Here is a 26,642-nt window from a genome sequence, read left to right on the forward strand (position 1 = left end):
TGAGCTGATTTTCTCTGTTTGACCCTCACGAGTGAGTGTCAGTAACATGATACCTCATCTTTCAGAGAAAGGCTATATCTACAGGCTTGAGCTAACCTAAACCACTTGTTTGCTGTGGACGACTCCTGCAGGAAAGTAAGTCTCCGTCTTTCTGTGAAGTCATGTATCTACGGTTATTGATTGCCATTTTTTTAGAAGGTTAATCGATTTTAGATTTTAGATTTTAGATTTTAGAATTGAAGCATTGACCCCACGGATCAATTCGAGGGCTTCTTTATCGGATACAGGTTTTTTATTTCTGGGTCCTGAGTCTGCGAAGGAATGAATCCGAGGGCTTGTATCCTGGATGCTTTCGGTCAGAGATTGACACAATCACCAAGATAGTGTATCTTCTCTAACTGGTAGTACACATCCAAGTTATGCAGTTAGTCGAAAGGCAAGTCATTAAACCAAATCACAGGTTTTACCCAGAAGCCGATCGATTGTCTTTGCTGTCCCACAAACTTTACAACTGCGATAACTACTATATCTACGGTCAAAACTTTTTCTCTGGCCAACCAACCAATGCTCTGGCTGTCGATCGTGCACTCAAAAAGAGCCTAAAACACAAAGCATTGCCGGCCCAAGTAACACACAAAACTCTCCCGTTACTGCTGAAAACATGGACTAGCTATCATAATGTTAAATTGGCGGGCGCGATCGCGATCGCCCCACTAAGTGTCAAGCAGCACCGAAAACCACTGATTAAAAAAATCCAGAAAAAAAGAGAGCAGGGGCGATATGTAGTTGTATTTAACTGTCAATCTCTTAGCAAAAAAGTAGCAAAAAAGCTTTTCCAAAAGAATATGTCAGTTGGTCAGGGACTAACATTTGGTGACCTTGAAAAGTTACCTAAATCTTGGAAATCCGGATTGTTGTCGAGGTAAGTTGTTAAGTTATTGAGGTAGTTTAGGAAAAGTTAGAACAAAACGCAAGTGTAAAGCGGATTATAACCCTGGCCGTAACGAGCTTCGCCAACATTAAAGAGCTATGAAACCCCTCCCTGGAAGAACGGTAAAATTCTACCTTCTAACTTGTACCTTCTAACTTCAAGAAACACCTTGTTTCTTGCTCCTAAAAATAAATACCTTCCCTTGTGCCAACAATCTTTCAGTCTGCTTATAACCGATCGCCCCCAATTATACGGGAAAGTTCAAAAATGCCGGGATCTGGCATTTTGGAGCCTATTAACGCATAAAAAAGTCAATTTAGCCAACAACTGAGGGCTCCCGTGTCCCCGGTCTGCTGGCGGCTAACTGCTGAAAGCCTCTGAGGGCAAGCAGCGCCCTTCCAGCTTTTGGCAGTAACGCAAACGAGGAAAAAACTGTCGTGAAATTCCACTGGCTACTACCGAGTTTCTTAAGTGTATTTTTGCTCGCCGGAGCCGCCGAAGCAGCTAGACTGCAATCTTGGCGGTTTGATGCTTCAGAGAACCGGCTTTACATTACAACAGACGGGGGAGTACAACCCAAGGCTCAACTGATTTTCAACCCGATGCGGTTGGTAATCGACTTGCCGGGGACGAGTCTGGGTCGTCCCTCGGTCAGCAGACCGCTCTCAGGGGCGATCGAATCGGTGCGGGTAGGGCAGTTTGACAACGATACGACCAGAATTGTGGTCGAGATCAGAGACGGGTTTACTATAGACCCCGAGCAAGTAAAATTCCGGGGTATTTCTCCGAGCGAGTGGACAGTGGATTTGCCAACGCCGGTGCGGGGAGGAACTCAAAATCCGATTTCAGAGCCAGGGGGAGAAAGGTTATCGGTTGAACCTTCAGCATCCCAAGCCCAGTCTGGCGAGGCGACTGTAGTTCAGAACGTTCAGGTGACGGCGGACGGTTTTTTAGTCCGCACTGCGGGCGGTCGCCCCCAAATTAATTTTGAACAAAGTCGGGCTGGGGACATCGCCACCCTCGATATTGAAGGAGCGAGTTTAGCGCCGGGCCTAAGCAGCCAACAGCCTCAAACGAACGGTAAGCACGGGGTTGACAAGATTGAAGTCCGGCAACTGCCAACAGACCCGCCCGTTACCCGCGTGACTTTGCGGATGAAGAGTCCTAATACTCAGTGGCGAGCGTCTGTGAGCAATTTGGGCGGGGTTGTGCTATTGCCTGGAAGTGTAAGACAGCCCTCGGTTCCCCGCAGCCTGACTGTAGCTCCTCCGGCGAGACAATCTCAAGGAAATTTAGCGAGAGTTCAGTCAATTGATTTAGCCAGTAACGGCACGCAACTGGTGGTGAGAACTGACCGCCAAGTCTCCTATACCAGCGGGTGGGATCAGGGGTCGAGAGCTTACTGGATTAGGATCGCCTCTAGTGTCCTGACCGGCGAAATTCCTCAGCTCGATGCCAACAGTCCTGTATCGTTTAGTGCCAGCCAAGAAGATGCGGAGACTGTGGTGGTTTGGGTGCAGCCACGATCGGGGGTAGAGGTAGGCAGGGTGACGAGACCCAACCCGCAGTTGCTGTCTTTGCAGTTGCGATCGAATGCTAGCGCGCAGCCTTTGACTCGCACTCCCAATTTGCAGCCTTTGCCGAGAAGGACTTTCGGCACCGATGAGTTGCCCCAAGCTTCAAACCGCCGCGCCGTAGTAGTGATCGATCCTGGTCACGGTGGCCGCGATCCGGGGGCAGTCGGGATTCAGGGCATTCAGGAAAAGGAGATTGTTTTGGATATCTCGCTTCAGGTGGCGAGGCTGCTGGAACAACAGGGGGTGCAGGCGGTGATGACTCGGACTGACGACAGGGAAATCGACCTGGAACCCCGAGTTTCTTTGGCGGAACGGGTGAATGCTAGTTTGTTTGTCAGCATTCACGCTAATGCGATTAATATGAGTCGGCCCGATATCAGTGGGATTGAGACTTATTATTTCAATAACGGCCAAGATTTGGCGAGGGTGATTCACGCCAGTATTTTGGAGGGGACGGGGGCGAGTGACCGCCGAGTGCGGCAGGCGCGATTTTATGTTTTGAGGAAGACTTCTATGCCTTCTGTTTTGCTGGAGGTGGGTTTTGTGACGGGTGCTGATGATGCTGCTAGGCTGTCTGACCCAGCTTACCGCAGTCAAATGGCGGCTTCGATCGCTCGCGGCATTTTGTTTTATCTTCAACAAAGATAATGGGCAGTGGGCAGTTGACTGTTGACTGTTGACTGTTGATTAATGTTATTGGTTATCTGTTATTAGCCACTGCAAACGATTAACAAATGACAACTGACAACTGCCAACTGCCAACTGCCAACTGCCAACTGCCAACTGCCAACAGACAACAGACAACAGACAACTAACTATTAACAAATGACAACAGACTCTGGACAACAAAGAATCGGTATTTTTGACAGCGGCGTGGGCGGTTTGACTGTTTTGACCCAGTTGTACCGACAATTGCCCAACGAATCGATACTTTATTTTGGAGATACGGCGAGGCTGCCTTACGGCACTCGCACGCCGTCAGAAATTGTGGAGTTTGTCCGCGAAATTATGGCCTGGTTGGTGGAACAGGATGTGAAAATGGTCATTATGGCCTGCAACACCAGTTCTGCTTTGGCGATGGAGATGGTGCAGGCTGAATTTGATATCCCGGTGCTGGGAGTAATTCTGCCGGGGGCGCAGGCTGCGGTGCAGCAAGGCAAGCGGATCGGGGTCATCGCAACTCCTGCGACGGCTGCTAGCAATGCTTATCGAAATGCGATTTTGGAGATGGACGATTCTTGCCTAGTTTGGCAGGTTAGCTGTCCGGCTTTTGTGCCGCTGGTGGAGCAAAACCGGATTCACGACCCTTATACTTGTGAGGTGGCTCGGGAATATTTGGCTCCTTTGATTCAGCAGCGCATCGATACGCTGATTTACGGCTGCACTCATTATCCGCTGCTGGCTCCTGTGCTGCGCTCACTTTTGCCTGCTGGGGTGACATTGATCGATCCTGCGGTACGGGTGGTGGCTGCTGCTGCCAGAGAATTGGAGCTTTTAGGGCTGCGGAATCCTGGTACTGCGCTGCCGACTCGTTTTTGCGTGAGCGGCCCCCCGCAGCAGTTTGCCCAGTTGTCGGTGCAGTGGCTCGGTTGTACTCCTGCTGTTGAGAAAATATCCCTGCCGACAGTTGTAAGATCGCCCGTCCCACTGGAATCTGCCGAATAATCCGGAAAATTTATAGATGAATCTAACCCCCCAAAACTCAGGTAAAGCTGGCTCTGGGGGGTTTAATTATTGCGATGTAACCTAGCAATTACACATCAATAGGTAATATTATTGAACAAAAGCTTTGATGAACAATGCAAATAATGTCCTATACGTGCTGGAGCTCTTCAGCCTTGAACCATGTCACCCTATGTATCACAAGCAGTTTTACTTGTAGACGGCTATAACATAATTGGACTTTGGCCTCGACTCCGAGAGAAGCGCGATCGCGACGAACTCGAAACAGCTCGCCGCGAGTTGATTGAGGTTTTAGTTAACTACAGCGCCGTTCAAGATTTTGAGGCTCGACTTGTATTTGACGCCCACTATCGAGATACTCCCGGCGTTAAAGAAATTATTACTAAAAATTTATCAGTGCACTACACTGACTTCGGTCAGACAGCAGATACTTATATTGAAAAATCTTGTGCTAGTTTGCGCTACGAGTTGCGATCGGTCAAAGGCAAAGGCCGCATGATTGTCGCCACCTCAGACCGAGCGCAGCAATTGACCGTAGTCGGCTACGGTGCCGAATGGATGTCCGCCGAACAACTAGCGGCTGACGTAGAATCCACCGCCCGCCGCAGCGAGCGCCGGCACAAATCCCGCAAACAAAATTCCAGTCGCTTTCTCGCCAGTTCCCTCGATCCAGAATCCCAGCAGCGCCTCGCCAAGTTGAGAATGGGGCTGCATTAGCTGCTGAAACCCGCTCCCTGTCTGACAAAAAAAAAGTTTCTCAAAGGCCTTGCCAAATCGAGGAAGTTCAGCTATTGTTAGTAAATGTGGGTAACAAAAACCCCCAATCCTCGGTAGCTCAGTGGCAGAGCGGTCGGCTGTAATGAATGCAAGCCTTTGGTATCAACCAAAAGCCCTAGTGACATAGCAGCTCTATCCGGTAACGGATACTGAAAAATCGGGTGAATTCAAGGAAACCGCAGCACTTCGGGTGGCGGCAATCTTGAGCCAAGTCTGGCGAAAGGCAGCGGTTACGATCGCAAGTAGCCGGAAAGGTGCAGAGACTAGAGATGAGGAGCCTAACCAATAAATCTCATAGCGCCCGACATCCGACGACAAATCACAAACATGATTTGTAGGGATGATGAAATAGTCCGCCCCCTTCGGAAACGTTGGGATAAGTGTAACCGATTGGTCGTAGGTTCAAATCCTACCCGGGGAGTTAGTAAAAGTCTGAAGTTGGAATTTTCCAGCTTCAGACTTTTTGTTTTTTAAGACTTGAGATGGTTTGGGGTCAAGCTTTCTGGTAGCGCCTTAATTCACATCCCTGTGAGTGTGAATTAACTCACCTTCCATAGGTATGGAAATATTCAACTTAGACAACTCCGGGTTTAATATCGCCTTGACAATACCAGAACTCACCATCACCTCCAAGCAACCAAGGGCTTGATGAAGAGCTACTCGTGCGTGTTGCACAGAAAAACGTTCCTTAAACACCAGTACCAACTGCCGATAAATTTGTTCAATGTACTGAGTGCGGCCCAAAATGTCAATCAGCAAACCGTAGAATCCTGTAACAGGCAAGCGCTGACCGTTCTTCACATAACACTTGATCTTGCTAATTTGACCAGCATCATAAACAGCGACAAACTCGACTTCCGCATCCAATAAATCTAACTGAAACACATTGTATGCCGAAAGTAGCCACGGAACCTCCTGCTGCGAAAAGCGTTGCATCACCTGTTTCATAGAACCCAAATCAAATCCAGCAATCACAGCTTGACCCAAAATATCATTCGTGAATCCGCCTTGAGCCAACCACTGAAAAGCTTTTTCCGGGCTTAAATTCAACCCAGAATCCCGCGCGATTTCCCTAGAATGCTCTTGTAAATCAGTGAACTGACCATTAGCAGCGTACCAGTAATCCGCGAACCGAATGTGCTTTTTAACTCGGCTGCGCTGATTGTGATCGTATTGAGTTTTCAGCCAGTTAGCCTCGTGCTTCTGCTGCTCTAGTTCCAAAATTGTGTAAGCGACTTCACGGGCACCAGTGTGAGCTAAAGTCATGCCAGCAGCTAAAATAGGGTCAGCAAAACCTGCCGCTTCTCCGACCAAAAACCAGTTTTCTCCTACTGTTCTATCAGCCAAAAATGACCAATCTTTTGTAGTTTCAATCTTTCCGGTACTGGTAGCATTAGCGATTAACTTGCTGATGCGGGGTTCGCTGTTGAGTGCTTGAGAGTATATATCCTCTGGCCGCTGTTTCATCTGCTTGTAATGTTCCGCAGGGCAAATAAAGCCGATACTGGTGCGAGTGGGGCCCAAGGGAATAAACCAAATCCACCCGTGACTCAAACTCATTACCTGTACGCGGGTGCCACCAACGCCAATTTTATCGGCCCATTCAGCGTTTGTCCAGTAGTCCCAGATAGCGATATTTTGCAACCGCGTCGGGCAGTGTGTTTCAATTCCTAAAACTCGTCGCAGCACGCCGATGTGGCCCGATGCGTCGAGGTAGTAGCGGGCAGTTATTTGTTCTTGCCGCAGGTGCAGGGCGGTAATGCGATCGCCCTCTATATCTACTTTAACAACGGGCGTTTCTTCTCTTACTAAACATCCCATTTCTTCCGCGTGACGCAGCAAAATTTCGTCATATTTTGCTCGATCGACTTGGAAAGCAGTTTGCCGTCTCTGTCCCTCAAATTTAGCAGGACGCCGCTCATCTTTAAACTGTTCAGGCTTGATAAAATTAAAATCCCAAGGATGCGGATCTGTTCCCCAGCGATAGGTAGCACCGATTTTAATTGGGAAGTCGGCTGCTTCTACTTTGTCCCAACATCCCATTTCTTGAAGCACATCACTAATTTGAGGCAATTGACTTTCCCCAACATGATCGCGAGGGAATTTTTCTTTCTCTAGGATTAGCACGCTCAGATTGGGATTGTATTTCTTGATCAGAGTGCCAGCAGTGCTCCCAGCGGGGCCGCCACCCACAATTACAACGTCGTAATGGCTCATATCACAGAGAAATAGTAGATGCTGAATTTGGGTATTGACGAGAAAAATGTCTAACTATTCTTAACTTGTAGGGGTTCCCCTCACCAACCGCTTTAAATGGTACAAACAGGTTAAAGAAACCCGCCCATCATTCGGTGGCTGAATAGTTATTTACAACAGGTTTTAGCTGAGATGTTGCACCAGTATCAAAAATTTGTAGGGGCGGGTTCACCAACCGCTTTAAATGGTACAAACAGGTTAAGTAAACCCGCCCCCACCCACGAAAAAGCCCCCGATCGACATTGGTGCAACCTTTCAGTTTGCAACAGATTTTATCCGACTGCTACTTTCTCATCTTCAGCTATGGGAGAAGTTTGAGCAATATCCAGATTCTCAGTCCAAGTGTGAGCGATATCCAAATTCTCTGTCCAAGTGTGAGCAATATCCAAATTCTCTGTCCAAGAGTGGATCAAATTCGGTTCTAGTTCATTCATGAGCGTAGAAGAATTGCTGTTAAGTTGTGACATGATAGGTCTCCTTGTAAGTAATAGATTTTGTCTAATTCTAAGATTGATCGGGTTCTAAAAGTAGCAAATTTTACATCTCGTAAGCTACGCAGCTTTTAAAGGTTGCAAAATCTCGCGGGGCTGGGCAAAAGGTTGGTCAAAGCTATGGGTTTTTGCATAAACCAGAAGTTCAGCAATCTGTTTCGTGAAAATTTCAAACAAATTCTCAACTATCTCAAAAATCTCTTGACGGCTCTCAATAGTCAGTGGTATGTTTTTGATCGATTGCTCAACATCCGGCGTCCCTGTAGTATGACCTGTTTCCACATCCAAATGAAAACAGCCAAAATAGATAAGCTCCTTTTTAGTAATTGATCGGAGTTCTTCGGCAATTGATGCTGTCGCTGACAAGAACACGTTACCCGATGCTTCTACCACTTCCAAAATTGCTAGCTTAGTGATTGGACTGGCTCCAAAAGCGTATCGAAAAATTTGATATGTTACCAACCGTGAAGCTTTTAGTTGTTCGCTCCAGACAAAATTCAAAGCATCGCTGAACTTCAAGGATTTGTTATTAATACCCAGTGTTTCCATGTCGGCCAAAAACCACAACCAGTGATGATCGTCTTCGTAAGTATGATTGTTGATCATTGCCTGAAGAGGATCGTTGGTTGGTTCTTCTCTGAAAATAGACTGGTTCAATTCACCAAAACTCATTGCAAAGTGAGCAATGCAGGGAGCGAAAGCTAGGCGTTGTCTTGGATCTATACTTTTGTCTCGCATAAACTCAAATAGCTCTGCTTTAGCAAATTCTTGCTTCTTCTTTTCAATCAATTCTAGGACTTCTTCCATTGTGATGCACCTGATTAATGAATCTATAGGCTAGTAACTTAATCACGACGCAAATGTGATTTAAATCAATAATTGTTGTGTTTGACATCACGTTTAATTATGTTCTCGATCGCCTAAACCTGCGTTTTCGTCCTCCGGGCGTCCCCTTCGTTGTTGGTTAGCGGACTCAAACGTTGAGCAAAACCTTGAGTATATAAAAATTTGTCTGTCATGTGTGCGATCGACATCACAGAATTTGTTACAATATGGCAATCAACTCGGTGAGGTGTCAGACCGTACATGATTAAGTCGGAGTTCAAACCAGATGTTTGGCTGTCCGCCCGTCCAGGCACTTTCAAAGTTTAGGCATCTCGCTATCTAAAAAATCCCTGAGTAATTACTTAGATTATAAGGTATCCCAAATTACCATACTTACAAAAAATACTTAAGTAGAGTTCGCCAGAGATTCGATCGACATCAAGCACGATGTTAACCCAACAATTAGTCACAGAATAAAAGCATGAATACACTTCCCGGTTACAAAATCACAGAAGTTGTTCAACTTGGTGTGAAGTCGATCATTTATCGCGGAGTCAGGGAATCCGATCGATCGTCAGTCATTATTAAAACACTCAATACCGAGTACCCCACAATAGAAGAAATTACCCGTTTGAGACATGAATACAAAATTAGCTCGAATCTCAAACTCGAAGGGATTGTCAAACCCCATAGCTTAGAAAAATATAACAACAGTTTCGCTCTGATCTTAGAAGATTGTGGCGGTCAATCTCTCAAGCACCATCAAGCGGGTAAAAGCATTAAACTTCATAAATTTTTGCCACTAGCTATTCAAGTGGCTCAAACTCTCGGAGAAGTGCATCAAAACCAGATTATTCATAAAGATATAAAACCCTCAAATATTATCATAACACCAGATTTAAAACAAGTAAAAATCACCGACTTTAGCATGGCGACGCGCCTATCGAGAGAAGTCCACCAAAATAGCAATACTATGGTGCTAGAAGGCACTCTAGCCTATATATCCCCAGAGCAAACTGGTCGGATGAACCGAGACCTCGACTACCGAACTGACTTGTACTCTCTAGGCATCACCTTTTATGAAATGCTAACAGGAGAGTTGCCCTTTAATTCAACCGACCCGCTAGAATTAATTCACAGCCACATTGCGGTGACGCCAGTTCCTCCCCATCAACTAAACAATCAAGTCCCGCAGATAATTTCATCCCTTGTCATGAAACTATTAGCTAAAAATGCCGAAGACAGATATCAAAGTGCCTTTGGAGTAAAAGCAGACCTGGAAAATTGTCTAACTCAGCTACAAACTACTGGCAAAATTGAAAATTTTATTCCAGGGACACTTGACAAATCTGGTCAATTTTTGATTCCCCAAAAACTTTACGGTCGCACACAAGAAGTCGCTGATTTGATGGCATCATTCGAGCGAGTCAGCTTTGGGAAGACAGAGATGGTGTTGGTAAGCGGTTACTCAGGCATCGGTAAAACCTCAGTTGTCAGTGAAATCCACAAACCAATTGTCAGGCAACGGGGTTATTTTATTGCTGGAAAATTTGACCAGTTTAAGCGGGATATTCCTTATGCTGCAATAACTCAAGCCTTTGAGTCATTGATGCAGCAGTTATTAACAACCAGCTCAGAAGAATTAACAATTTGGAAAGAAAAGCTGTTGTCAAAGCTGGGTAATAACGGTGAAATTATTATTGATGTCATCCCTTCAGTCGAACTAATAATTGGTTCGCAGCCTGCTGTTCCACAATTGGGGCCGACAGAATCTCAAAATCGCTTTAATCGATTGTTTAAAGAATTCATGAATGTGTTTGCCCAAGCCGAACACCCATTAGTTCTATTTTTGGATGATTTGCAGTGGGCAGATTTAGCTTCCTTAAAATTGATTGAGGAATTAGTTACTGACCAAGATAGCCGATATTTTTTACTGATAGGGGCCTATCGAGATAACGAAGTGAATTCGACTCATCCGTTAGTTCAAACTGTCGAAAAAATTCAACAGAGTGGTGCTGCTGTGCATCACATTATCCTCCCATGTTTAGATTTGAGCAGCGTCACTGAGCTAGTACGCGATACTTTGGGTAATCAAACTGAAAACTTAAAATCTTTGACCGAGTTAATTTTTAATAAAACTGGCGGAAATCCATTTTTTATAACTCAACTTCTTTCAACTATTCACTCAGAACAACTGTTAGTTTTTGATTTCACTGTTGGTGCATGGCAGTGGGACATCACGGAAATTGAAGCCGCTGGCATTGCAGATTACAGTGTCGTTGAATTAGTTGCTCGGAATCTGCAACAACTGCCGGAGGAGACGCAGCAAGTATTGAAATTAGCGGCTTGTATGGGCAACCGTTTTAATTTAGAAAATTTGGCGATTGTTAGGGAAAAATCGGGCCCGGAAACGGCGGCTCATTTATGGGATGCACTTCAAGCTGGTTTAATTCTGCCAATGAGCGATGCTTACAAAATTCCGATGCTTGATGAAGAAATAGTGAAAACACACCGGAGGGGCGGGACGCCCATCCCACAAAACAATCAAAATCATCCCGCAATTATGCAACGCTCAATTGATTACAGGTTTTTGCACGATCGCGTACAGCAAGCCGCCTATTCTCTCATCCCTGACTCCGAGAAAAAACAAACTCACTTAAAAATCGGCTCCATGCTATTGCACGGCGGGCACGGGGGCACCGCCCCTACGGCATCGGAGATAGCAGAAAATATCTTTGATATTGTCAACCAACTCAATATCGGGGTGGAATTCATCACAAATCAGGAACAGCGAACTGAACTAGCTAACTTTAATCTCATAGCAGGTAAGAAAGCTAAGAGTTGTGCCGCCTATCAAGCAGCGCTCAAATATTTTAATGCAGGTCTAGAACTTCTACCCGATGGAGCTTGGCAGAGTCACTACGATTTAATCATGGAAATCCATTCCGAAGCACTGGAAGCTTCGTATATAAATACCGATTTTGAGCGCTCATTTCACCTATCAAATGTTATCATGTCCCGCGCCAAAACTTTGCTAGATAAACTCCCCGTTTATGAGCTAAAAGTTATTTTTTACTTCAATCAAAATCAAGCCCAAGCTTCGATAGATATAGCTCTAGAAGCTTTGAGAATGCTGGGAGTGTACATACCTAAAAATCCACAAAAACTAAATATTTTAATGGAGCTATTTCGCACAAAACTAGCTTTAAGAAATAAGCAGATTGAGGATTTATTACAACTGCCACCAATGACTGACCCTAATAAAATTGCGGCTATACGGATTTTAACGAATATGGTTCCGGCTGCTTTTATAGCATTACCCGATATGTTCCCACTGATCGCTTTTAAAATTGTTACTCTTTCTCTTAAGTACGGGAATACGCCACTATCTAGTGTTGGGTATTCAAACTATGCTTCGCTCCAGTGTGGGGTGTTAGGCGATATGGATTCTGGATACCGATACGGTCAAATGGCTCAGGCACTTTTAGAACGATTCCACACCAACTTGTACAACTCTCAAATTTCACTAATTTTTAATGGTTTTATCCGTCACTGGTCTGAGCACGTCAGGGAAAGTCTTAGCGGTTTACTTGAGGGTATTCAGAGTGGACTGGAAACGGGAGATGTCAACAATGCTTGTTATTGTGCTAGTTTTTACAGCAATTATATATTTTTGAGTGGGGAACCTCTGGATTCTGTGGAGACTAAGCAGAGTCACTATATTCAAATGTTGGTGAATTATAAGAATGAATTTATGATTTATCAATCCCGAGTAGGGGCGCAAGTTGTCTTAAACTTGCAAGGTAAAACAGCCAATCCTTGCCTATTGACGGGCGAAAAGTTTAATGAAGAAACTATGCTACCAGGATTAAGGGAGGGTCAAAATAATCTGGTAATATTTGTAGTATATTTTTCTAAATCATGGCTAAATTATCTCTTTAAAGATTATGCAATCTCTGCTGATAATGCCATTATGGCATCAAATTATTCTGAGGCTGTGATGGGCATGATCTATGTTCCCATCCACAATTTTTACTATTCCCTAGCACTCTTAGCTTTGTATCCCACAGCTTCAAATTTTGAACAGAAAAAATATTTAAAAAAAGTTGCTTCGCTTCAGAAAAAAATGAAGCATTGGGCTGTGAACTCTCCGGGAAATTATCAGCATAAATATGACTTGGTAGAGGCAGAGAAAGCGCGAGTATTGGGACAATATGAAAAAGCGGCTCTGTATTACGATCAAGCAGTGAAAGGAGCTTCGGAGAATGAATACATCCACGAAGAAGCGCTAGCCAACGAACGGGCGGCAGAATTTTATCTGGCTCGCGGTCGAAACAAAGTGGCTCAGAGTTATCTAATAGATGCTTACTACGGCTATCTTCATTGGGGAGCAACCGCCAAGGTCAAACATTTGGAGTCAGAGTATCCGATGTCTTTACCCCCTGCATCGGCGGGAAAAGCCAGCGGAGATCGAACTATTACTAGCACTAATTATAGCACGAGCAGCAGTCACAGCAGTTTATTGGATTTGACAACTGTTGTTAAAGCATCTCAAGCGCTAGCTAGTGAAATTGTGTTGGACAAGTTGTTAGAAAAATTAATGAAAATGGCGATCGAGAATGCTGGGGCACAAAAAGGTTTTCTGTTGATGCCCAAGGAAGGCAAATTGCTGATTCAAGCAGCGGCATCGGTGGAGTCTTCGGATGTTGCAGTTGAACAATGCCCTAGAGTATCTCCTGCAGAGGTTTTGCCAATAACGGTGATTAATTATGTGGAAAAAACGCACTTAGATGTAGTTTTAAGTCAGGCTGCTAGAGAAGGTCTATTTACAGACGATCCCTATATTAAAAGGCAGCAAGTGAAATCTGCGCTTTGTACTCCTATTCTGAATCAAAGCAAACTCGTAGGTCTCCTTTATCTGGAAAATAATTTAGCTACTGAAGCGTTTTCTCCAACTAGGTTAGAAGTTTTGAAAATACTTTCTTCCCAAGCTGCTATCTCTCTAGAAAATGCGGTACTTGTTGCTAATTTGTCGGAGGCTAAGGAACAGTTGGAGGATTATTCCCGGACGCTGGAGGTGAGAGTAGAAGAGCGCACGCAGGAATTAAAGACTAAAGAAGCTAAGCTGCAAGAAGCTCAAAAACTGGCGCACCTCGGCAACTGGGAATTTGATTTGGAGGGGGATAAATTAACTTGGTCTGAGGAAGTATTCCGAATTTTTGGCCTTGACCCTAAACTACCAGAACCCACTATTTTAGAACACAGGAAGCAAATTCATCCAGATGACCTAAAGTTGTGGTTAGAGGTAGTAGAGCAGATTAGTCTATTAGGAAATCCTTGCGAGTATGAGATGAGAATTTTGCGCGCTGATGGAGCTGTCAGATATATTTATCTTAAGGCGCAAGCTATTTTTGATGGCGGTAAGGTGATTAAGTTATTTGGGACGATACAGGACATTACGGAGCGCAAGTTAGCGGAGGATGCTTTGCGACTGTCTGAGGGGCAATTGAGAGAAAAAGCGACACAATTAGAAGTTACTTTGTCCCAATTACGCTCGACGCAGACTCAACTAATTCAAACGGAAAAAATGTCTTCTTTGGGGCAGTTGGTGGCGGGAGTTGCTCACGAAATTAATAATCCGATTAATTTCATTTATGGCAATGTTCTCCATGCTAGCGATTATAGCTCAGATTTGCTGGGATTGATTGAGCTTTACCAGGAGTCTTACCCGAATACTAATCCTGAGATTGTTGCTAGAACAGAAGATATTGACCTGGCTTTTATTCAAGAAGATTTGCCTAAAATTCTAAAATCAATGCAGGTTGGGGTCGATCGCGTTCGCAATATTGTGCTGTCACTGCGGAATTTCTCGCGCCTGGATGAAGCCGAGATGAAACCAGTGGATATTCACTCCGGGATTGATTCGACTCTGCTAATTTTGCAGCATAGGTTGAAAAAGGATGCACTCGGACATGGCGTTGAGGTAGTTAAAGAGTACGGTAAACTGCCGAAGGTAAATTGTTATGCTTCTGGGTTAAATCAGGTGTTTATGAATATTTTGAGCAATGCAATTGATGCTGTGGAGTTAGGAGTTGGGCGACCGGATACAACTGCCAAACTCGAAAATCCTTTATCTCCAATCTTTGAGCGAAAGATTAAGATTCGGACTGAGGTATGCGACAAAAACTTGGTGAGAATTTATATTGCTGATAATGGTCGGGGGATGACGGAGGAAGTACGATCGCGAATATTTGACCCTTTCTTTACTACAAAACCTGTGGGCCAAGGTACTGGTTTAGGGTTGAGTATCAGTTATCAGATTGTAGTCGAGAAACACGGCGGGAAGCTAATGTGCTTTTCCGCGCCCGGTGAAGGGGCTGAGTTTGTGATTGAAATTCCCGTGAAGCAGTGAACTTTTTGTAAGGATCGTCAATTAAATAATTTCCCTTTTTTCTTGTGGGATGGGCGTCCCGCCCGCCCAGAAAGGACGGGCGGGACGCCCATCCCACAACAGTCATGAAAAGTGGATTTTATTTAATTCTCATCCCTAAGTTTTTATATATGTTTTTTTAACCGCCGATAAACGCCGATGAACGCAGATACAATTATCTCTGCGTTCATCTGTGTTAATCTGTGTTTATCGGCTGATATGTGCGGTTAAAACTTCTCAATTTAAATATTAAACATCGCGTTCTGTCCGCACCCATTTAGTCTGCCGCTTCAGGAGAAAACCTAGATACAAAGGGATTTTCCAAAGGATGTAAAAAGGTACAGATAAGAGAGTTGAGCCAGAAATATCGGCACGCCCGAATTTTGCCCAAGCGCCGACAATTGAAACTAAAATCAGTAATCCTTGTACTGCTAACAAGACGGCGGGAATTGGGGATGTTCCCAAAATTGCTGCTAGTAAAGAGGCGGCAAAAGCAGCTAGCCAGATAGCGACTAAAAGCGATAGGGGAGGGACGGATAAGTCGAGGGCGATCGCCAATAAGTCAAAACGTTTTTGCTCGACTGAAGCTGCTGTCAGCCGGGGAGTTTGAGTTAACAATGTCTGTATGTGACCGTGTTCCCACCTGGTTCTTTGACTTTTAGCTGCTTGTTGCTGCTGTGGCAAACACCCGGTGACGTTGGCTTCGGGGCAGAATACTGTTGGGTGTCCGGCGATCGCCAAATCCAAACTCATCTGCATATCTTCAACAATATTGCTGCTAGCTAGGGAAACTGATCGAATTATCGACCAGGGAAAAGCCATGCCAGTACCTGTTAGTAATGATGGGAATCCTAACTGTTTTAAGCCGCTGGGACGGACTAAGTTTTTCACAAGAAATGCTAAAGCAGAAATGGAATCTTTGGGAGTAGGATTTGGTGGCTGTTCCATTAAATAAGTCGCTTGTACGGGTCTTTGTTCAGCAATTGCAACCCTGGCTAATTTTTCTATAGAGTCTGGCTGACAGATGCAGTCTGCGTCAACCATGATGACGACTTCGGGGGGGTCTGATTCGATCGACTGCAAGCCAAAATCCAGTGCGTATCCTTTGCCCTTGCGTTGTGTGTCTTGGCGCTCGATCGCACTTGCACCGGAGTTACGGGCGATTTCTGCCGTGGCGTCCGTGCAGTTGTCAGCAATCACTAACAGGCGGTCTTGAGGTGTTAGCTGTGGCAAGATGGTGGAGATGGTGGCGGCAATTCCTGCTGCTTCGTTGTAAGCGGGAATTAAAACTGCTACTTTGGGGCGGGGCGCTTTAGTTTCGGCTGTCTCGCCCTCGCCGGACAAGAAAGCTGCACTGCATTCTAGAAATAGAACTGCAACGGGAATTAGAAGGATCAGGGCGATCGCCAATAGCACAACATCTATCAATAGGAATAGTAGCTGATTAATTTCCACAATTCTAGTACCTTAATTTAATTTTATTTGTCGCGTTCATTGAGTTTATTTAATCTTATTGCACCTTTGTTAACTCACGGCGCCACGCTATCTAAAGTATAGCCATCCTCAATCATTTGTAAATTTCTTACTCCCTCGCCTTGATAAGGGGAGGGTTGGGGTGGGGTCAAAAATTTACGACTCCTGCAAGGATGGCTATATCATCATATCATGCCCGCAAAAAATCACCCTTCTCACATTTGTTGTGAGAACTTAAGTCCTCCTAAAACTACTAGGACTAGCCTCATCCCTACAAATTAATTTGATTGCGGTTGTGTGGTCGCCAATAATATCATATCATGTCAATTCTGACAATGTTAAATCACTCAATTTAATTACACCTCAAACAAGCCCAGACAGCAGAAACCTGGTTTCTTTTAGAAACCAGGTTTCTAGGTGTTCTATTTTTAATCCACTAAACACTTAGTCCATGTTTAACATCAAATCCGGTTGCATCGGAATAATAAAATCGAGTCAAGAGTTAACACTCAACCATTCAGTTTTTCGACACCGAGTCAACTGTCAACTGTCAACTGTCAACTGTCAACTGTCAACTGTCAACTGTCAACAATCATTTCCCTCCTGCAACCGGAATTGATATAACTCATCCCCTGTGGGTGGGCAGTCACAAAGCAATCTCCAAACTGAAAACTATGTTCAAGCTACGCTGCATCGCGGATAGCAACAGGTTCAGATTTTTTGGTGGTGAACTGTGCGGGGGGTGCAAATTCTCTGAGATATCTCGATATCGATCGCAAATATCCCACTTCTGCTTGAATCGAATCCAGGGTAGAAAGACTCTCAACTAAGTCATCAAACTCATCTGCCGTAATTCCAGCACTGTGCAAGACTTCTTGGTTAAGCCGCCCGCAAATTCCTTGTAGGAGGAGTTCGATAATCTCGCTATAGTCAGCGATTTCCGTTCCGTAACCTTGCAATTTCTTGGGATTGATTCCCCACTGCAAAATCTTCAACAAGTCTTCGGGGGCACTCCACGCAAAAGAGGAAGCAATCACTTCTTTTTCCGCTGCGACAAGAGCGTGCTTGATTTGCACTTCGGGGAAATCTGGATCGATGATTAAGCTTTCCAGCTTCGATACTTGTTTATCTAACACGCGCAAAGAAAAAGGAGCTAATTCTACACTCACCATGTCGCCAGCATCGTTAACACTTCTAAAAGGATCTTCCAAGACATTAATTAGAAGGTGAATATCGGTAGGTTTTTTCCAGTCAAATTGTCCTAGGAAAAACGGTTCTTCATATCCCGGCAAAAGTCCTTGAAAATAAATCGGCAGATTTTTGCCTGATTCAAGAATTTTATAAAGAGCTACTTCCAAGGTTTCTGTCGGCCAACCGAGATTACTTACGGCAACAAATTTCAGTTTTCCGGGAACGGAAACAATCAGAGAATTCAGCAATAAATGTACGGCTTCAAAAAGATTTTGAGCAGTTACGTAGCGGTGGGGAGCGTGAACGTTGACAGTTTTACCTTGCTCTACTTTTTTGGACATTTGCTCGCAGAACAAGCTATTTTCTAACATATGAGTAAAGCGAACCATCCCGTAAGTGACATCTCCTTCTTGAGCTGCTTTGGCAAATTGCCATTCGGCAAACTTCTTCGAGGCGGCGTAAACTTCGGTTGTAAAATATCGAGATGTTTTGCCTGTGGAAGAGAAGATGCAGTGTTCTACGCCGTATTCTTCGCAGAGTTGGATGATGTGTTTACATCCTAACAGGCTGGTTGTAACTGTTTCTCGGATTTTGATTTCAGCTAGTCCGGGTTGGCGCTGGGCTGCTAGGTGAAAAACAATTGCTGGTTTTTCTACCTCAAATATGTGTTTGAGCGCCTCGAAGTTGCGAATGTCGGCGGCATAGAAAGTTACTGCACCTTCTTGGGTAAAAAGCGGGAGATTTTCTTCGGCGTTTTGACATCGGGCGTTGTCTGCGGAAATGATTTTAGTTGCGCCTAATTCGAGGAGTTTTGCGATTAAGAAACTGCCGACACATCCTTCTCCACCGGTGATGAGGATGGTTTTTCCTTTGATTTGGCTGCTGCAGGCGGATGCGTATAGGTGAATAGTGCGATCGCGCACGTCGCTAAAAGGTTCGCTTTCTAATTGTCCGTCGGCTTGATAGGCGGAGATTAGCTGTGCGGTGAGAGTTTGTAAAACCGCGAGGATTTCAGGATCTTGGGGTTCCGGGGAACCGGGCGGAACTAGCTGCTGGATGCGATCGATTATTTCGGCTTTGCTGGCACCTTCAAACACTTCTCTTTGGTTAAATGCACTCTTCACTTTTTTGCTCCTTTAAATTCTAGAAATACCGTTGCTGATAAGCGAGTTGTTAAACAAATTATCGAGGGACAGAATCTTTAAAAGTCTGCTTGGTTTTAGGATTTTTTCGACGGAAAGCTACTTAATCGGAAAGACACGCCCTCGGCTCTGCTTGTAGTTTTATTAAGCGCTTTTTTAACTTGCTTATTTCTGCGAGCGGCAAATATCGGCAAAGTCGGAATGTTCTATGTCGAAAATTTGTCACTACAACTATATACTTAAATTGCTGAGTGTTGGCAATACTCCGAAGATATCTTTACTATTTCTTTGCAATAACCTGCGAGTTTTCACGCAATTTTAAAGTTTATGTAAAGTAGGGTCTAGGTTTAAAAAACTTAACAATACACTCGGCATTGATTATAGCATTTTACTATTTAATTAAAATGTATTTTTTGTTACTAACTAAAGGGAGATTTTAAGTAAAAATACGCATGAAAGCCCTCATCAAATATTTTCGTCTGCTGAAAATCTTGTTACTTGATGGGTGGGGTAGTCCTGCTGTGCCTACCCCTGTATGTGTGCTGCTACTAGGCGCGAACGGTGCGTTCTTTTTTGCTGCCTTCAAAGCCGCGAGCGTCGGCAACATCGTAGCCTCCTGTCCGCAAGCGACGGTCTAAATCGCTGGCTTCGGGAGAAATTTTTGCTGCTTCTTCGATCGTCACTCTGCCTTCAAGCACCAGTTTGTAAAGACCCTGGTTGATAATCTGCATTCCTTCGTAAGTATCATGTTCCATTAATCGGAAAGCTTCATCATCAGCACCTTTCATCAAGTAATCGTGCATGGCAGGTGTATTCACCAAAATATCGTGAACTGCTACCCGACGGTTATCAACTGTTGGCAGCAAAAGTTGGGCAATTACCGCTACTAAAGAATCGCAAATTTGAATCCGCATCGCCTGTTGTTCCTCGGGTGGGTAGAGGTTCAACAACCGATTAATAGCGTTAATGGCGCTGCGAGTGTGGAGAGTTCCCAATACTAAGTGACCAGTTTGAGCGGCTTGCAACGCTGTATTGATGGTAACGCGATCGCGCATTTCCCCGATCAGAATTACATCTGGATCTTCCCGCAAAACAGCCCGCAAAGCCTGCTGAAACTCGTGGGTATGCAAGCCGACTTCCCGCTGGCTGACCAAGCATTTTTTAGAAGGGTGAATGAATTCGATCGGGTCTTCAATTGTAACTACGTGCTTTTGCTCCATCTGATTGAGGTGGTCGATCATCGCAGCTACGGTTGTCGATTTCCCCGAACCGGTAGGCCCTGTAACCAATATTAATCCCTGCGATCGCAAAATGATATTTTTGAAAACTTCTGGCAACCTCAAGGAATCGATAGTAGGTATTTCCAAACTAATCAACCGCAATACTAGGGCACCGCCGCTGAGGGAATCAAAACAGTTTAGCCGACACCGCACGAAGCCCGGGTAAAAAATTGCTGAATCTAATTCCTTGGTAGTTGCAAACTGTTTTCGCTGTTCGGGGGTGAGAATTTCGGCTAGGTAATTTTCAAAAATTTCTGGCGTTACTTTGGGGTGGTTAGTTGCTACTTGCATCACGCCCCGAATCCGAAATCGAGGTACTTGGCCGACTCGAATGTGAATGTCGGAAGCTCCTGCGCTATGGGCATCTCTGACCATTTGTTCGATCGTACTGACGGGTGTCTCAACAGACCGCTTCTGGGCTGCGGGGGGCGCACTCGGCGCTGGTGCAGGAGGTGGCGCGGGAGTTGCAGCCAAGGGCGGGGGCGGGGGCGGTGTTCGGCGGGCTTGAGCCTCTGGTCGAAGGGGTGTAGGATTGTTTAATGGGTTCATTTTTTGGTCTCCAGTCAGTCTATTTTAGATTTTAGATTTTAGATTTTAGATTTACTCCACAGATTAATCTGGGAGCAGGAACTAGAGTCTAAAATTTTGGGCTCGACCCTGACTGAGTGTACGTGGCAGGGTATCCGTTTTTGGGCGGGGTCAATGTAGATTTATTGCGAAAAAATGCCAGATTTCTAATCTAATCGCTCTCCGCTAATTCGGTGCTAAATGCTGAGAATAATTTACAATTAGGCTTGATGGGGCGATCGAGTAATTAACAATTTCAACTCCTATGAACATCGGTCACAAAATCGCCGACTGGCTCGAAAATCGCGCTGTTACCCCTGCCTACGCGGGTTGGCTGCTGTCGGGGATGACGGTTTTCTTTTTTGGGTCAGCGACTAATACAATGTCTGGGTGGCTGTACGTGCTCAGCGGTGGGGGTTTAGCGCTGTTGGGAGTAGCGGCGGTTTTGCCGGGAAAATCGCTCCGTTCGCTGGAAGTCCGTCGCCGCCCGATCGAACCGGTGAGTGCGGGCGATCAAATCACCGTCGAACTAGAAATCGAAAATCGCGCCCGCCAACCTAAGACTTTGTTGCAAGTGATAGACATCTTGCCGTTTGTATTGGGAGAACCGGTCGTCCGCCCGATCGAAGTCATAGAGCCGAACAGTATATACAGGGATACATACTATCTGGAAGTCCGGCAGCGCGGCGTCTATCGTTGGCAAGAGGTAAACTTGAGGACGGCGGCACCTTTAGGGTTGTTTTGGTGCCGGCGCAGTCGCGCAGTCAAAGCGCTGGCGGTTGTCTATCCACAAGTTTTGCCGTTGAGCACTTGTCCTTTGATCGATCGCATCGGTCAAGAAGACAGCCCGCAATTTTACAATCGCAGTCGATCGCAAACTGCTACCGAAGGCCTCACCCGCAACCTGAGACCTTACCGCCACGGAGACCCCACCCGCCTGATTCACTGGCGCACCAGCGCCCGCTACGGAGAACTGCGGGTGAGAGAGTTAGAAGTTGCAGCAGGCGGTCAAGAAATTATTATTGCTCTCGACAGCGCTGCGGCGTGGCAGCCAGAAGAATTTGAACGAGCCGTGACAGTAGCTGCGTCTCTTTACTTCTATGCTAGCAAGCGCCTGTTAAACGTCAAACTTTGGACTGCCGGGACTGGACTTGTTTCGGGGAACCGGGTAGTTTTGGAAACTTTAGCGGCGGTTAATGCTGGGGAAGATGCGATCGATAATCGGTCGAAACTGCCGATAATTTGGCTGACTCAAAACTCTGCAAGTTTAAGCACTCTTTCCCCTGGCAGCCGCTGGGTACTCTGGCCGTTGGCAACTGCTGAAACCGGCGAAAAAACGTTAGTCAAACACGATTTACCGGGTTTGAAAATTCGCTCTGACCGACCGTTAGAACTTCAGTTACAAGATACTCTGGAAAGAGCGATTAGTTATTAAGATAGTCCACGAAAAAACCGGTGAAAGAGCGATTAGTTATGAAGATTGACTTGATTAATCTAAAACCTCAAGAACCATGATACACTACAGGAGTGTAATTGATAAAGTTAAGGGTCTTACAGGGTCTGGCAATTGCTTGGCAAGTTAAGAGCAAGAGCAGCTTAGATTACTGTGACTCCGGTCATAAACATCATATCTCATTCACCAAACAGGAGAAAAAATGACTTTCTGGGATAAATTAAAGCAGAACGTATCACAAATCAATGTTTCTCTGCAAACCAATATTTCCAAGTTTAAAAACAATGATTTTGCTGATGCCTCAATGGCAATATGTGCATTGATTGCTGCTGCTGATGGCACTATCAATACCGAGGAAAGACAAAAAACGGCTGCTCTAATAATTTCCAATGAAACACTCCAAATTTTTCCGGCGTCGGAGTTAAAGCAAAAATTTGATTTTTATTGTGAGAAGCTCTCACAGGACTTCGATTTTGGTAAAATTGAGGCTATCCAAGCGATAGGGAAACTTAATAAAAAACTAGACCAAGGTCGTGCCGTCATCCAAATTGGCATTATTATCGGTGGTGCGGATGGTAATTTTGACAAAGATGAAAAGAAGGTTGTCAAAGAAGCTTGCCATGCTGTGGGCATTAATCCTGGGGAATTCGATCTCTAAATTCAGCTATTTCCTGGTTCTAGCCCATCAATTATTCAAGGCTTTATATCTGCGAATAGCATTGTTCATTGAGTTTATTTGCTCTGCATGAAATGAGGGAGGCATTAAGCTATGAACAGTATGAACGAGTCCATTGTGCATGACATCGGTCGGAAGTGCAGAATGATCGAGTCCTAGTGTATGCCCTATTTCATGGGCAATGGTATTTGCAATTAAGTTAGATAGTTGATTGAGACTAAGGCTGGCATTGTAAGAAGCATAGAATACTTGGTCAATCCGAATAATCGCCCGATCTGTAACCATTCCCGATTTGAAGCTAGCCACGCCGAGATAGTCAACCGGCTGGCTATCCACGAATATATAAACATGGGTAAAATCTTCGCCCCACTCTTGGCGATCGGGGGGATCAGATGTCAAAAATACTTTGATGCTTCTAAATGCGCCGTAGAGTTTGGAGAAGGCGTCCATCAACAGGGAAAAGATCGCTTCTTTATTTTCGGGTGCGACATCCATTCCTGATACATCTACCCAAATGCAACGGCGAAAATCGCTATCTTTATCCCTTAGAACTCCTCCACAGGAAGGGCAAAACTCCCACTCAGGCCGGATACGGGAACGACAGCCCTGACAACGGAGTTTGGGGGGTTTAGTCAGGTTTAGCCGTTGAGAGAGGGGGAGTTTTAGCTGGCGATTGTGTTTGGTTAAGTCTAGGCGATCGTACAGAGACATTGACTGATTGTAGGAATTTTTTATCGTAGTATTCTTGTTAATTTGAGCTAATTTTAGCTAAGGCTATGGGTTGAGTTGATAGTTGCCACAGTCTCCAACAAAATGCTCCGATTTCCCTATTTTAATATTCCTTTCAATCTGGCCTGCTTAATCCAAGCGGGAAATTCATTCAGCAGTCTTTCATACAATTGTTCATCAGTGATTTTCCCCAAATCGTCTAAATGAAAAAAGTTAGCGTTATCAACCAGCCGGCCACCCATACTATCTAGTCTTTCCAGAATTCCATAGTTAAAACCAGCCAATCCCACAAATTGCCAAAAAATCGGATATTTTGCAGCTTCAACTATAGATTTTTTAATTTCTGGCTCATTAGTAACGCCTCCATCACTGAGGAAAACAATAAATGTAGGCAGTTTACTAGGCTTTTCCTGAGTATACTTTTTTATGACATCTTGTATTACCAAACTTTCATTGTTTCCGCCGCCTAATTCCAGCATCAGAGAAGGCATTTTAAAAACAAGTAAAGCTCTCTTCATTTCGCCGGCTTTTTTTGTGATATAGCCATCAACATTTGTCTCCGTCACCGAGCTTGTTCTTTTGAATGTTGAGCCAAAAAACCAAACATCTAATGTAGCATCATCATCTAGTCTGCTAGCTACTGGAACTATTCTTTCAAGGAACGCTTGCACTGCACCAGAACTATATTGATGGCTCATAGAGCCAGAAATATCCAAAACCAAAGCAACTCTTGCTAGGATATCATCAATTCCTTTCTTTTTAAGACAAATATCTACTTTGGCTTTTAAAAGGCTGATGTCTGCTTTTTTTGTAATATCAATAGGTTGCTGTTGGGTTTCTTTTTGATGAGTTAGTACAGAACTATCTACTTTCTTCTCTTCCTGTTTAGTCTCGACAAAATACCTATCGACAAAACTTTGCAAGCCGGCTTTATAACCTTCTCCTACTGCTCGAAATCTCCATTTTAAGTCTTTTCTATACAATCTGCCAAACTCCAACGCTGTCTCTTGAGAAAAAGCTTCTTTTAAATCGTACCGAGCTAACTCGACTCCTGTTTCCTGGTTGTAAAGCCTGATAAACGCATTTTTAACTTGGCTGAAATTTTGATTTTTTTCCAGCCCTTCGTGAATAGTGACAACAAAAACTATTTGCTCAATAGCAATCTTGACTTTTGTCAAATCTACGTAGATCGTCTCATCATCATCTTCGCCTTGCCCAGTTCTGTTATCTCCTGAATGTCTTAAAGAGCCATCCAGTGATTTCAGATTATTATAGAATACAAAGTATTTTTCATGAATTATTTTGCCGGCAGCACCTAACATAAACACAGAAGCATCAATATCATAGCTTGGGCCAACCTGGCTCACATCCCAACCTAAGCCAATCGCCACGTGTTTTAAATCGGGAGCAGCTTTAGAAAGATTTAACCTTTCACCTTTGGTTAATTGGATTCCCATTCTATTGGTTTTCCTTCAATGCAAATTCGGCTGATTAGCTATTGTCAACAAAAAAAGGTTTCGATCGTTGTTGTCCACTTCTGATTCCAGGAAGTAAGGAGCATCTATGTACCGAAGGAGTTGTTAAGCATAGGTTTTCACAAGTTCCTGTAACCCATTAACCTTAACACCGTTACCGATGGCTGCCATTTTCCACTCATTATTATGCTTGTAAATTTCTGCCATCAGCATCCCCGTCATGCCTTTGTATTCAGAACCTGATAGGTTATATTTGGCGAGCTCTTGATTATTGGACGTATTAACCAAACGCACAAACGCATTTTGAACTTGTCCGAAGTCTTGCTTGCGTGCAATGCAATCGTAAATGTTAACTGTAAATACCAGTTTGACAATTTGCGAGGGAATTCGAGATAAATCGACGAGAATTTGCTCGTCATCTCCCTCTCCCGCTCCAGTCAGATTATCACCTAGATGCGTAATAGCTCCTGAACGGTGGGAGAGATTGCCAAAATAAACGATATTGGTCATATCATTCACTTTGTCATTTCGATCTAAACAAATCACTGAGGCATCCAAGTCATAATCGGGAGCACTGCTAAAAGCCCCAAACAAACCCCCACCTGAGCGTTTCGCCACATCCCAGCCTAATCCGCAGATCAGTTTTGTTAGCCCTGGCGCTTCTTTGGAAAGCGAGATGCGCTGTCCTTTTTGTAGGTTAATTCCCATGTATTTTACCTTTTAGCTATAGCGATCGAGTAATGCTTGTAAACCACCTTGATAGCCGGCTCCCACTGCATTGAGACGCCACTCACCGTCTTTCCGGTAAAGTTCAGCCATGATCAGTGCCGTCTCTATGGAATAATCTTCTACAAGGTCATAGCGAACAGCTTCCTGTTGTGTTTGGGCATTAACGATCCGCACGAAGGCATTTTGCACCTGACCAAAATTTTGACGGCGTTGCTGTGCTTCATGGATGGTTACAGTTACAAGAATTTTTTGGACATCATTAGGCACTTTTTTGAGGTTGATTTTGATAACTTCATCATCCCCCTCGCCCGCCCCCGTGAGATTATCTCCCAGGTGCTGCACTGATTTGTCGGGATCTGGACTTGTGAGATTGTTATAAAAAATGAAGTGGTTATCAGAAATTAATTTTTCGTTAGCACCTAAGAGGAACAATGATGAGTCTAGGTCAAAGTCAGAACCCGTGTCTGTAGCTTTAACGTCCCATCCCAGTCCTACGAATACTTCTGAGAGACCGGGTGAAATTTTTTCAAGCGATACCCGTTGTCCTTTTGTCAGAGATACTGCCATGATTCAATCTTCCTCTTTATTAGAATTAGAAGTGGTTATGGAGGGAGGCGCGGACTGGAAAACTTTATTAAGTTTTTGCTGGAAATAGTTAAAGAATTTTAAATCTTAAATAATAAGAATATTAGCTAACTGTGCCGATGTCAATAGGGGTTACAACTCTTAATTATTTTTTTTGTATGAGTACAAAGCAATCATGCCCTGCCTCCCACAGTTGTGTAATCTCAGCTTGGGTTATTGTGCTTGTGTATTTTGACAAACTCTCGGAACTTCGCCCTGTTTTGTGATGCCAGTGACCATTACCAGGCCGTTTCCACAAGGCCCTCCGCTGGGAAGTCTCCTGCGTTGCAATACCATCGACTTGTGGCGTCGATGGTGTTGCGACGGATTCCC

General features: G+C 44.6%; 18 protein-coding genes. 7 read left to right on the top strand and 11 right to left on the bottom strand.

What is annotated here, in order from left to right:
- The first annotated feature begins 419 nt into the window (after positions 1-419).
- The 4 genes from QUB10_RS16845 to QUB10_RS16860 all read left to right on the top strand — a co-directional run bounded on the left by QUB10_RS16845 (position 420) and on the right by QUB10_RS16860 (position 4,908).
- Positions 420-926: a hypothetical protein gene (locus tag QUB10_RS16845; RefSeq protein WP_333203813.1), complete on the top strand. Its 507-nt coding sequence runs from the start codon at positions 420-422 to the stop codon at positions 924-926.
- Between the two features lie 442 nt (positions 927-1,368).
- Positions 1,369-3,156, top strand: coding sequence for an N-acetylmuramoyl-L-alanine amidase (locus QUB10_RS16850; protein ID WP_333203815.1), 1,788 nt, complete (start codon positions 1,369-1,371; stop codon positions 3,154-3,156).
- Between the two features lie 177 nt (positions 3,157-3,333).
- Positions 3,334-4,173: a glutamate racemase gene (gene murI / locus QUB10_RS16855; protein WP_333203817.1), complete on the top strand. Its 840-nt coding sequence runs from the start codon at positions 3,334-3,336 to the stop codon at positions 4,171-4,173.
- A gap of 180 nt (positions 4,174-4,353) precedes the next feature.
- Positions 4,354-4,908: an NYN domain-containing protein gene (locus tag QUB10_RS16860; RefSeq protein ID WP_006635267.1), complete on the top strand. Its 555-nt coding sequence runs from the start codon at positions 4,354-4,356 to the stop codon at positions 4,906-4,908.
- 573 nt (positions 4,909-5,481) lie between these two features.
- Here QUB10_RS16860 and QUB10_RS16865 read toward each other — a convergent pair.
- The 4 genes from QUB10_RS16865 to QUB10_RS16880 all read right to left on the bottom strand — a co-directional run bounded on the left by QUB10_RS16865 (position 5,482) and on the right by QUB10_RS16880 (position 8,854).
- Complete coding sequence (locus QUB10_RS16865) at positions 5,482-7,185, bottom strand: NAD(P)/FAD-dependent oxidoreductase (protein ID WP_333203819.1); 1,704 nt, start codon at positions 7,183-7,185, stop codon at positions 5,482-5,484.
- 311 nt (positions 7,186-7,496) lie between these two features.
- On the bottom strand, positions 7,497-7,691 hold the full coding sequence (locus QUB10_RS16870; RefSeq protein ID WP_333203821.1) for a hypothetical protein: 195 nt from the start codon (positions 7,689-7,691) through the stop codon (positions 7,497-7,499).
- A gap of 84 nt (positions 7,692-7,775) precedes the next feature.
- On the bottom strand, positions 7,776-8,522 hold the full coding sequence (locus tag QUB10_RS16875) for a hypothetical protein (RefSeq protein ID WP_333153733.1): 747 nt from the start codon (positions 8,520-8,522) through the stop codon (positions 7,776-7,778).
- 113 nt (positions 8,523-8,635) lie between these two features.
- Positions 8,636-8,854 (bottom strand): hypothetical protein, encoded by a 219-nt coding sequence (locus QUB10_RS16880; protein WP_333203823.1) that lies wholly within the window; start codon positions 8,852-8,854, stop codon positions 8,636-8,638.
- Positions 8,855-9,021: 167 nt separating this feature from the next.
- On the opposite strand from QUB10_RS16880, the gene QUB10_RS16885 reads away from it, so the two are divergent.
- A complete protein-coding gene (locus QUB10_RS16885; protein WP_333203825.1) occupies positions 9,022-14,952 on the top strand; it encodes an AAA family ATPase in 5,931 nt (1,976 codons plus the stop codon).
- A 267-nt stretch (positions 14,953-15,219) separates the two neighbouring features.
- Here the strand turns inward: QUB10_RS16885 and QUB10_RS16890 are convergent, their stop codons facing one another.
- From QUB10_RS16890 to QUB10_RS16900, 3 genes are all read right to left on the bottom strand, one after another.
- Entirely contained in the window at positions 15,220-16,425 is a 1,206-nt protein-coding gene (locus QUB10_RS16890; protein ID WP_333203826.1) for a glycosyltransferase family 2 protein, read from the bottom strand.
- A 701-nt stretch (positions 16,426-17,126) separates the two neighbouring features.
- On the bottom strand, positions 17,127-18,758 hold the full coding sequence (locus QUB10_RS16895; protein WP_333203827.1) for a polysaccharide biosynthesis protein: 1,632 nt from the start codon (positions 18,756-18,758) through the stop codon (positions 17,127-17,129).
- A gap of 566 nt (positions 18,759-19,324) precedes the next feature.
- Positions 19,325-20,605: a PilT/PilU family type 4a pilus ATPase gene (locus QUB10_RS16900; protein ID WP_333203829.1), complete on the bottom strand. Its 1,281-nt coding sequence runs from the start codon at positions 20,603-20,605 to the stop codon at positions 19,325-19,327.
- A 283-nt stretch (positions 20,606-20,888) separates the two neighbouring features.
- On the opposite strand from QUB10_RS16900, the gene QUB10_RS16905 reads away from it, so the two are divergent.
- Positions 20,889-22,058: a DUF58 domain-containing protein gene (locus QUB10_RS16905; RefSeq protein ID WP_333203831.1), complete on the top strand. Its 1,170-nt coding sequence runs from the start codon at positions 20,889-20,891 to the stop codon at positions 22,056-22,058.
- Between the two features lie 220 nt (positions 22,059-22,278).
- Complete coding sequence (locus QUB10_RS16910) at positions 22,279-22,734, top strand: TerB family tellurite resistance protein (RefSeq protein ID WP_333203833.1); 456 nt, start codon at positions 22,279-22,281, stop codon at positions 22,732-22,734.
- Positions 22,735-22,761: 27 nt separating this feature from the next.
- Here QUB10_RS16910 and QUB10_RS16915 read toward each other — a convergent pair whose 3' ends face one another.
- From QUB10_RS16915 to QUB10_RS16930, 4 genes are all read right to left on the bottom strand, one after another.
- Positions 22,762-23,463, bottom strand: a complete 702-nt coding sequence (locus QUB10_RS16915; RefSeq protein WP_333203835.1) for a zinc-dependent metalloprotease family protein — start codon at positions 23,461-23,463, stop codon at positions 22,762-22,764.
- Between the two features lie 116 nt (positions 23,464-23,579).
- A complete protein-coding gene (locus tag QUB10_RS16920; RefSeq protein WP_333203836.1) occupies positions 23,580-24,938 on the bottom strand; it encodes a VWA domain-containing protein in 1,359 nt (452 codons plus the stop codon).
- A 123-nt stretch (positions 24,939-25,061) separates the two neighbouring features.
- A complete protein-coding gene (locus QUB10_RS16925) occupies positions 25,062-25,664 on the bottom strand; it encodes a TerD family protein (protein WP_333203838.1) in 603 nt (200 codons plus the stop codon).
- A 12-nt stretch (positions 25,665-25,676) separates the two neighbouring features.
- Positions 25,677-26,252: a TerD family protein gene (locus QUB10_RS16930; RefSeq protein ID WP_333203840.1), complete on the bottom strand. Its 576-nt coding sequence runs from the start codon at positions 26,250-26,252 to the stop codon at positions 25,677-25,679.
- Positions 26,253-26,642 lie beyond the last annotated feature (390 nt).

Source organism: Microcoleus sp. B5-D4, from assembly GCF_036705145.1.
Taxonomy (GTDB): domain Bacteria; phylum Cyanobacteriota; class Cyanobacteriia; order Cyanobacteriales; family Microcoleaceae; genus Microcoleus.

What these genes read in the sequence shown, in the direction of transcription:
- QUB10_RS16910 (WP_333203833.1), top strand. Translation starts at nt 22,279, where the DNA reads ATGACTTTCTGGGATAAATTAAAGCAGAACGTATCACAAATCAATGTT.
- QUB10_RS16885 (WP_333203825.1), top strand. Translation starts at nt 9,022, where the DNA reads ATGAATACACTTCCCGGTTACAAAATCACAGAAGTTGTTCAACTTGGT.
- QUB10_RS16915 (WP_333203835.1), bottom strand. Translation starts at nt 23,463, where the DNA reads ATGTCTCTGTACGATCGCCTAGACTTAACCAAACACAATCGCCAGCTA.
- QUB10_RS16875 (WP_333153733.1), bottom strand. Translation starts at nt 8,522, where the DNA reads ATGGAAGAAGTCCTAGAATTGATTGAAAAGAAGAAGCAAGAATTTGCT.
- QUB10_RS16865 (WP_333203819.1), bottom strand. Translation starts at nt 7,185, where the DNA reads ATGAGCCATTACGACGTTGTAATTGTGGGTGGCGGCCCCGCTGGGAGC.
- QUB10_RS16930 (WP_333203840.1), bottom strand. Translation starts at nt 26,252, where the DNA reads ATGGCAGTATCTCTGACAAAAGGACAACGGGTATCGCTTGAAAAAATT.
- QUB10_RS16925 (WP_333203838.1), bottom strand. Translation starts at nt 25,664, where the DNA reads ATGGGAATTAACCTACAAAAAGGACAGCGCATCTCGCTTTCCAAAGAA.
- QUB10_RS16870 (WP_333203821.1), bottom strand. Translation starts at nt 7,691, where the DNA reads ATGTCACAACTTAACAGCAATTCTTCTACGCTCATGAATGAACTAGAA.
- murI (WP_333203817.1), top strand. Translation starts at nt 3,334, where the DNA reads ATGACAACAGACTCTGGACAACAAAGAATCGGTATTTTTGACAGCGGC.
- QUB10_RS16905 (WP_333203831.1), top strand. Translation starts at nt 20,889, where the DNA reads ATGAACATCGGTCACAAAATCGCCGACTGGCTCGAAAATCGCGCTGTT.
- QUB10_RS16845 (WP_333203813.1), top strand. Translation starts at nt 420, where the DNA reads ATGCAGTTAGTCGAAAGGCAAGTCATTAAACCAAATCACAGGTTTTAC.
- QUB10_RS16860 (WP_006635267.1), top strand. Translation starts at nt 4,354, where the DNA reads ATGTCACCCTATGTATCACAAGCAGTTTTACTTGTAGACGGCTATAAC.
- QUB10_RS16900 (WP_333203829.1), bottom strand. Translation starts at nt 20,605, where the DNA reads ATGAACCCATTAAACAATCCTACACCCCTTCGACCAGAGGCTCAAGCC.
- QUB10_RS16920 (WP_333203836.1), bottom strand. Translation starts at nt 24,938, where the DNA reads ATGGGAATCCAATTAACCAAAGGTGAAAGGTTAAATCTTTCTAAAGCT.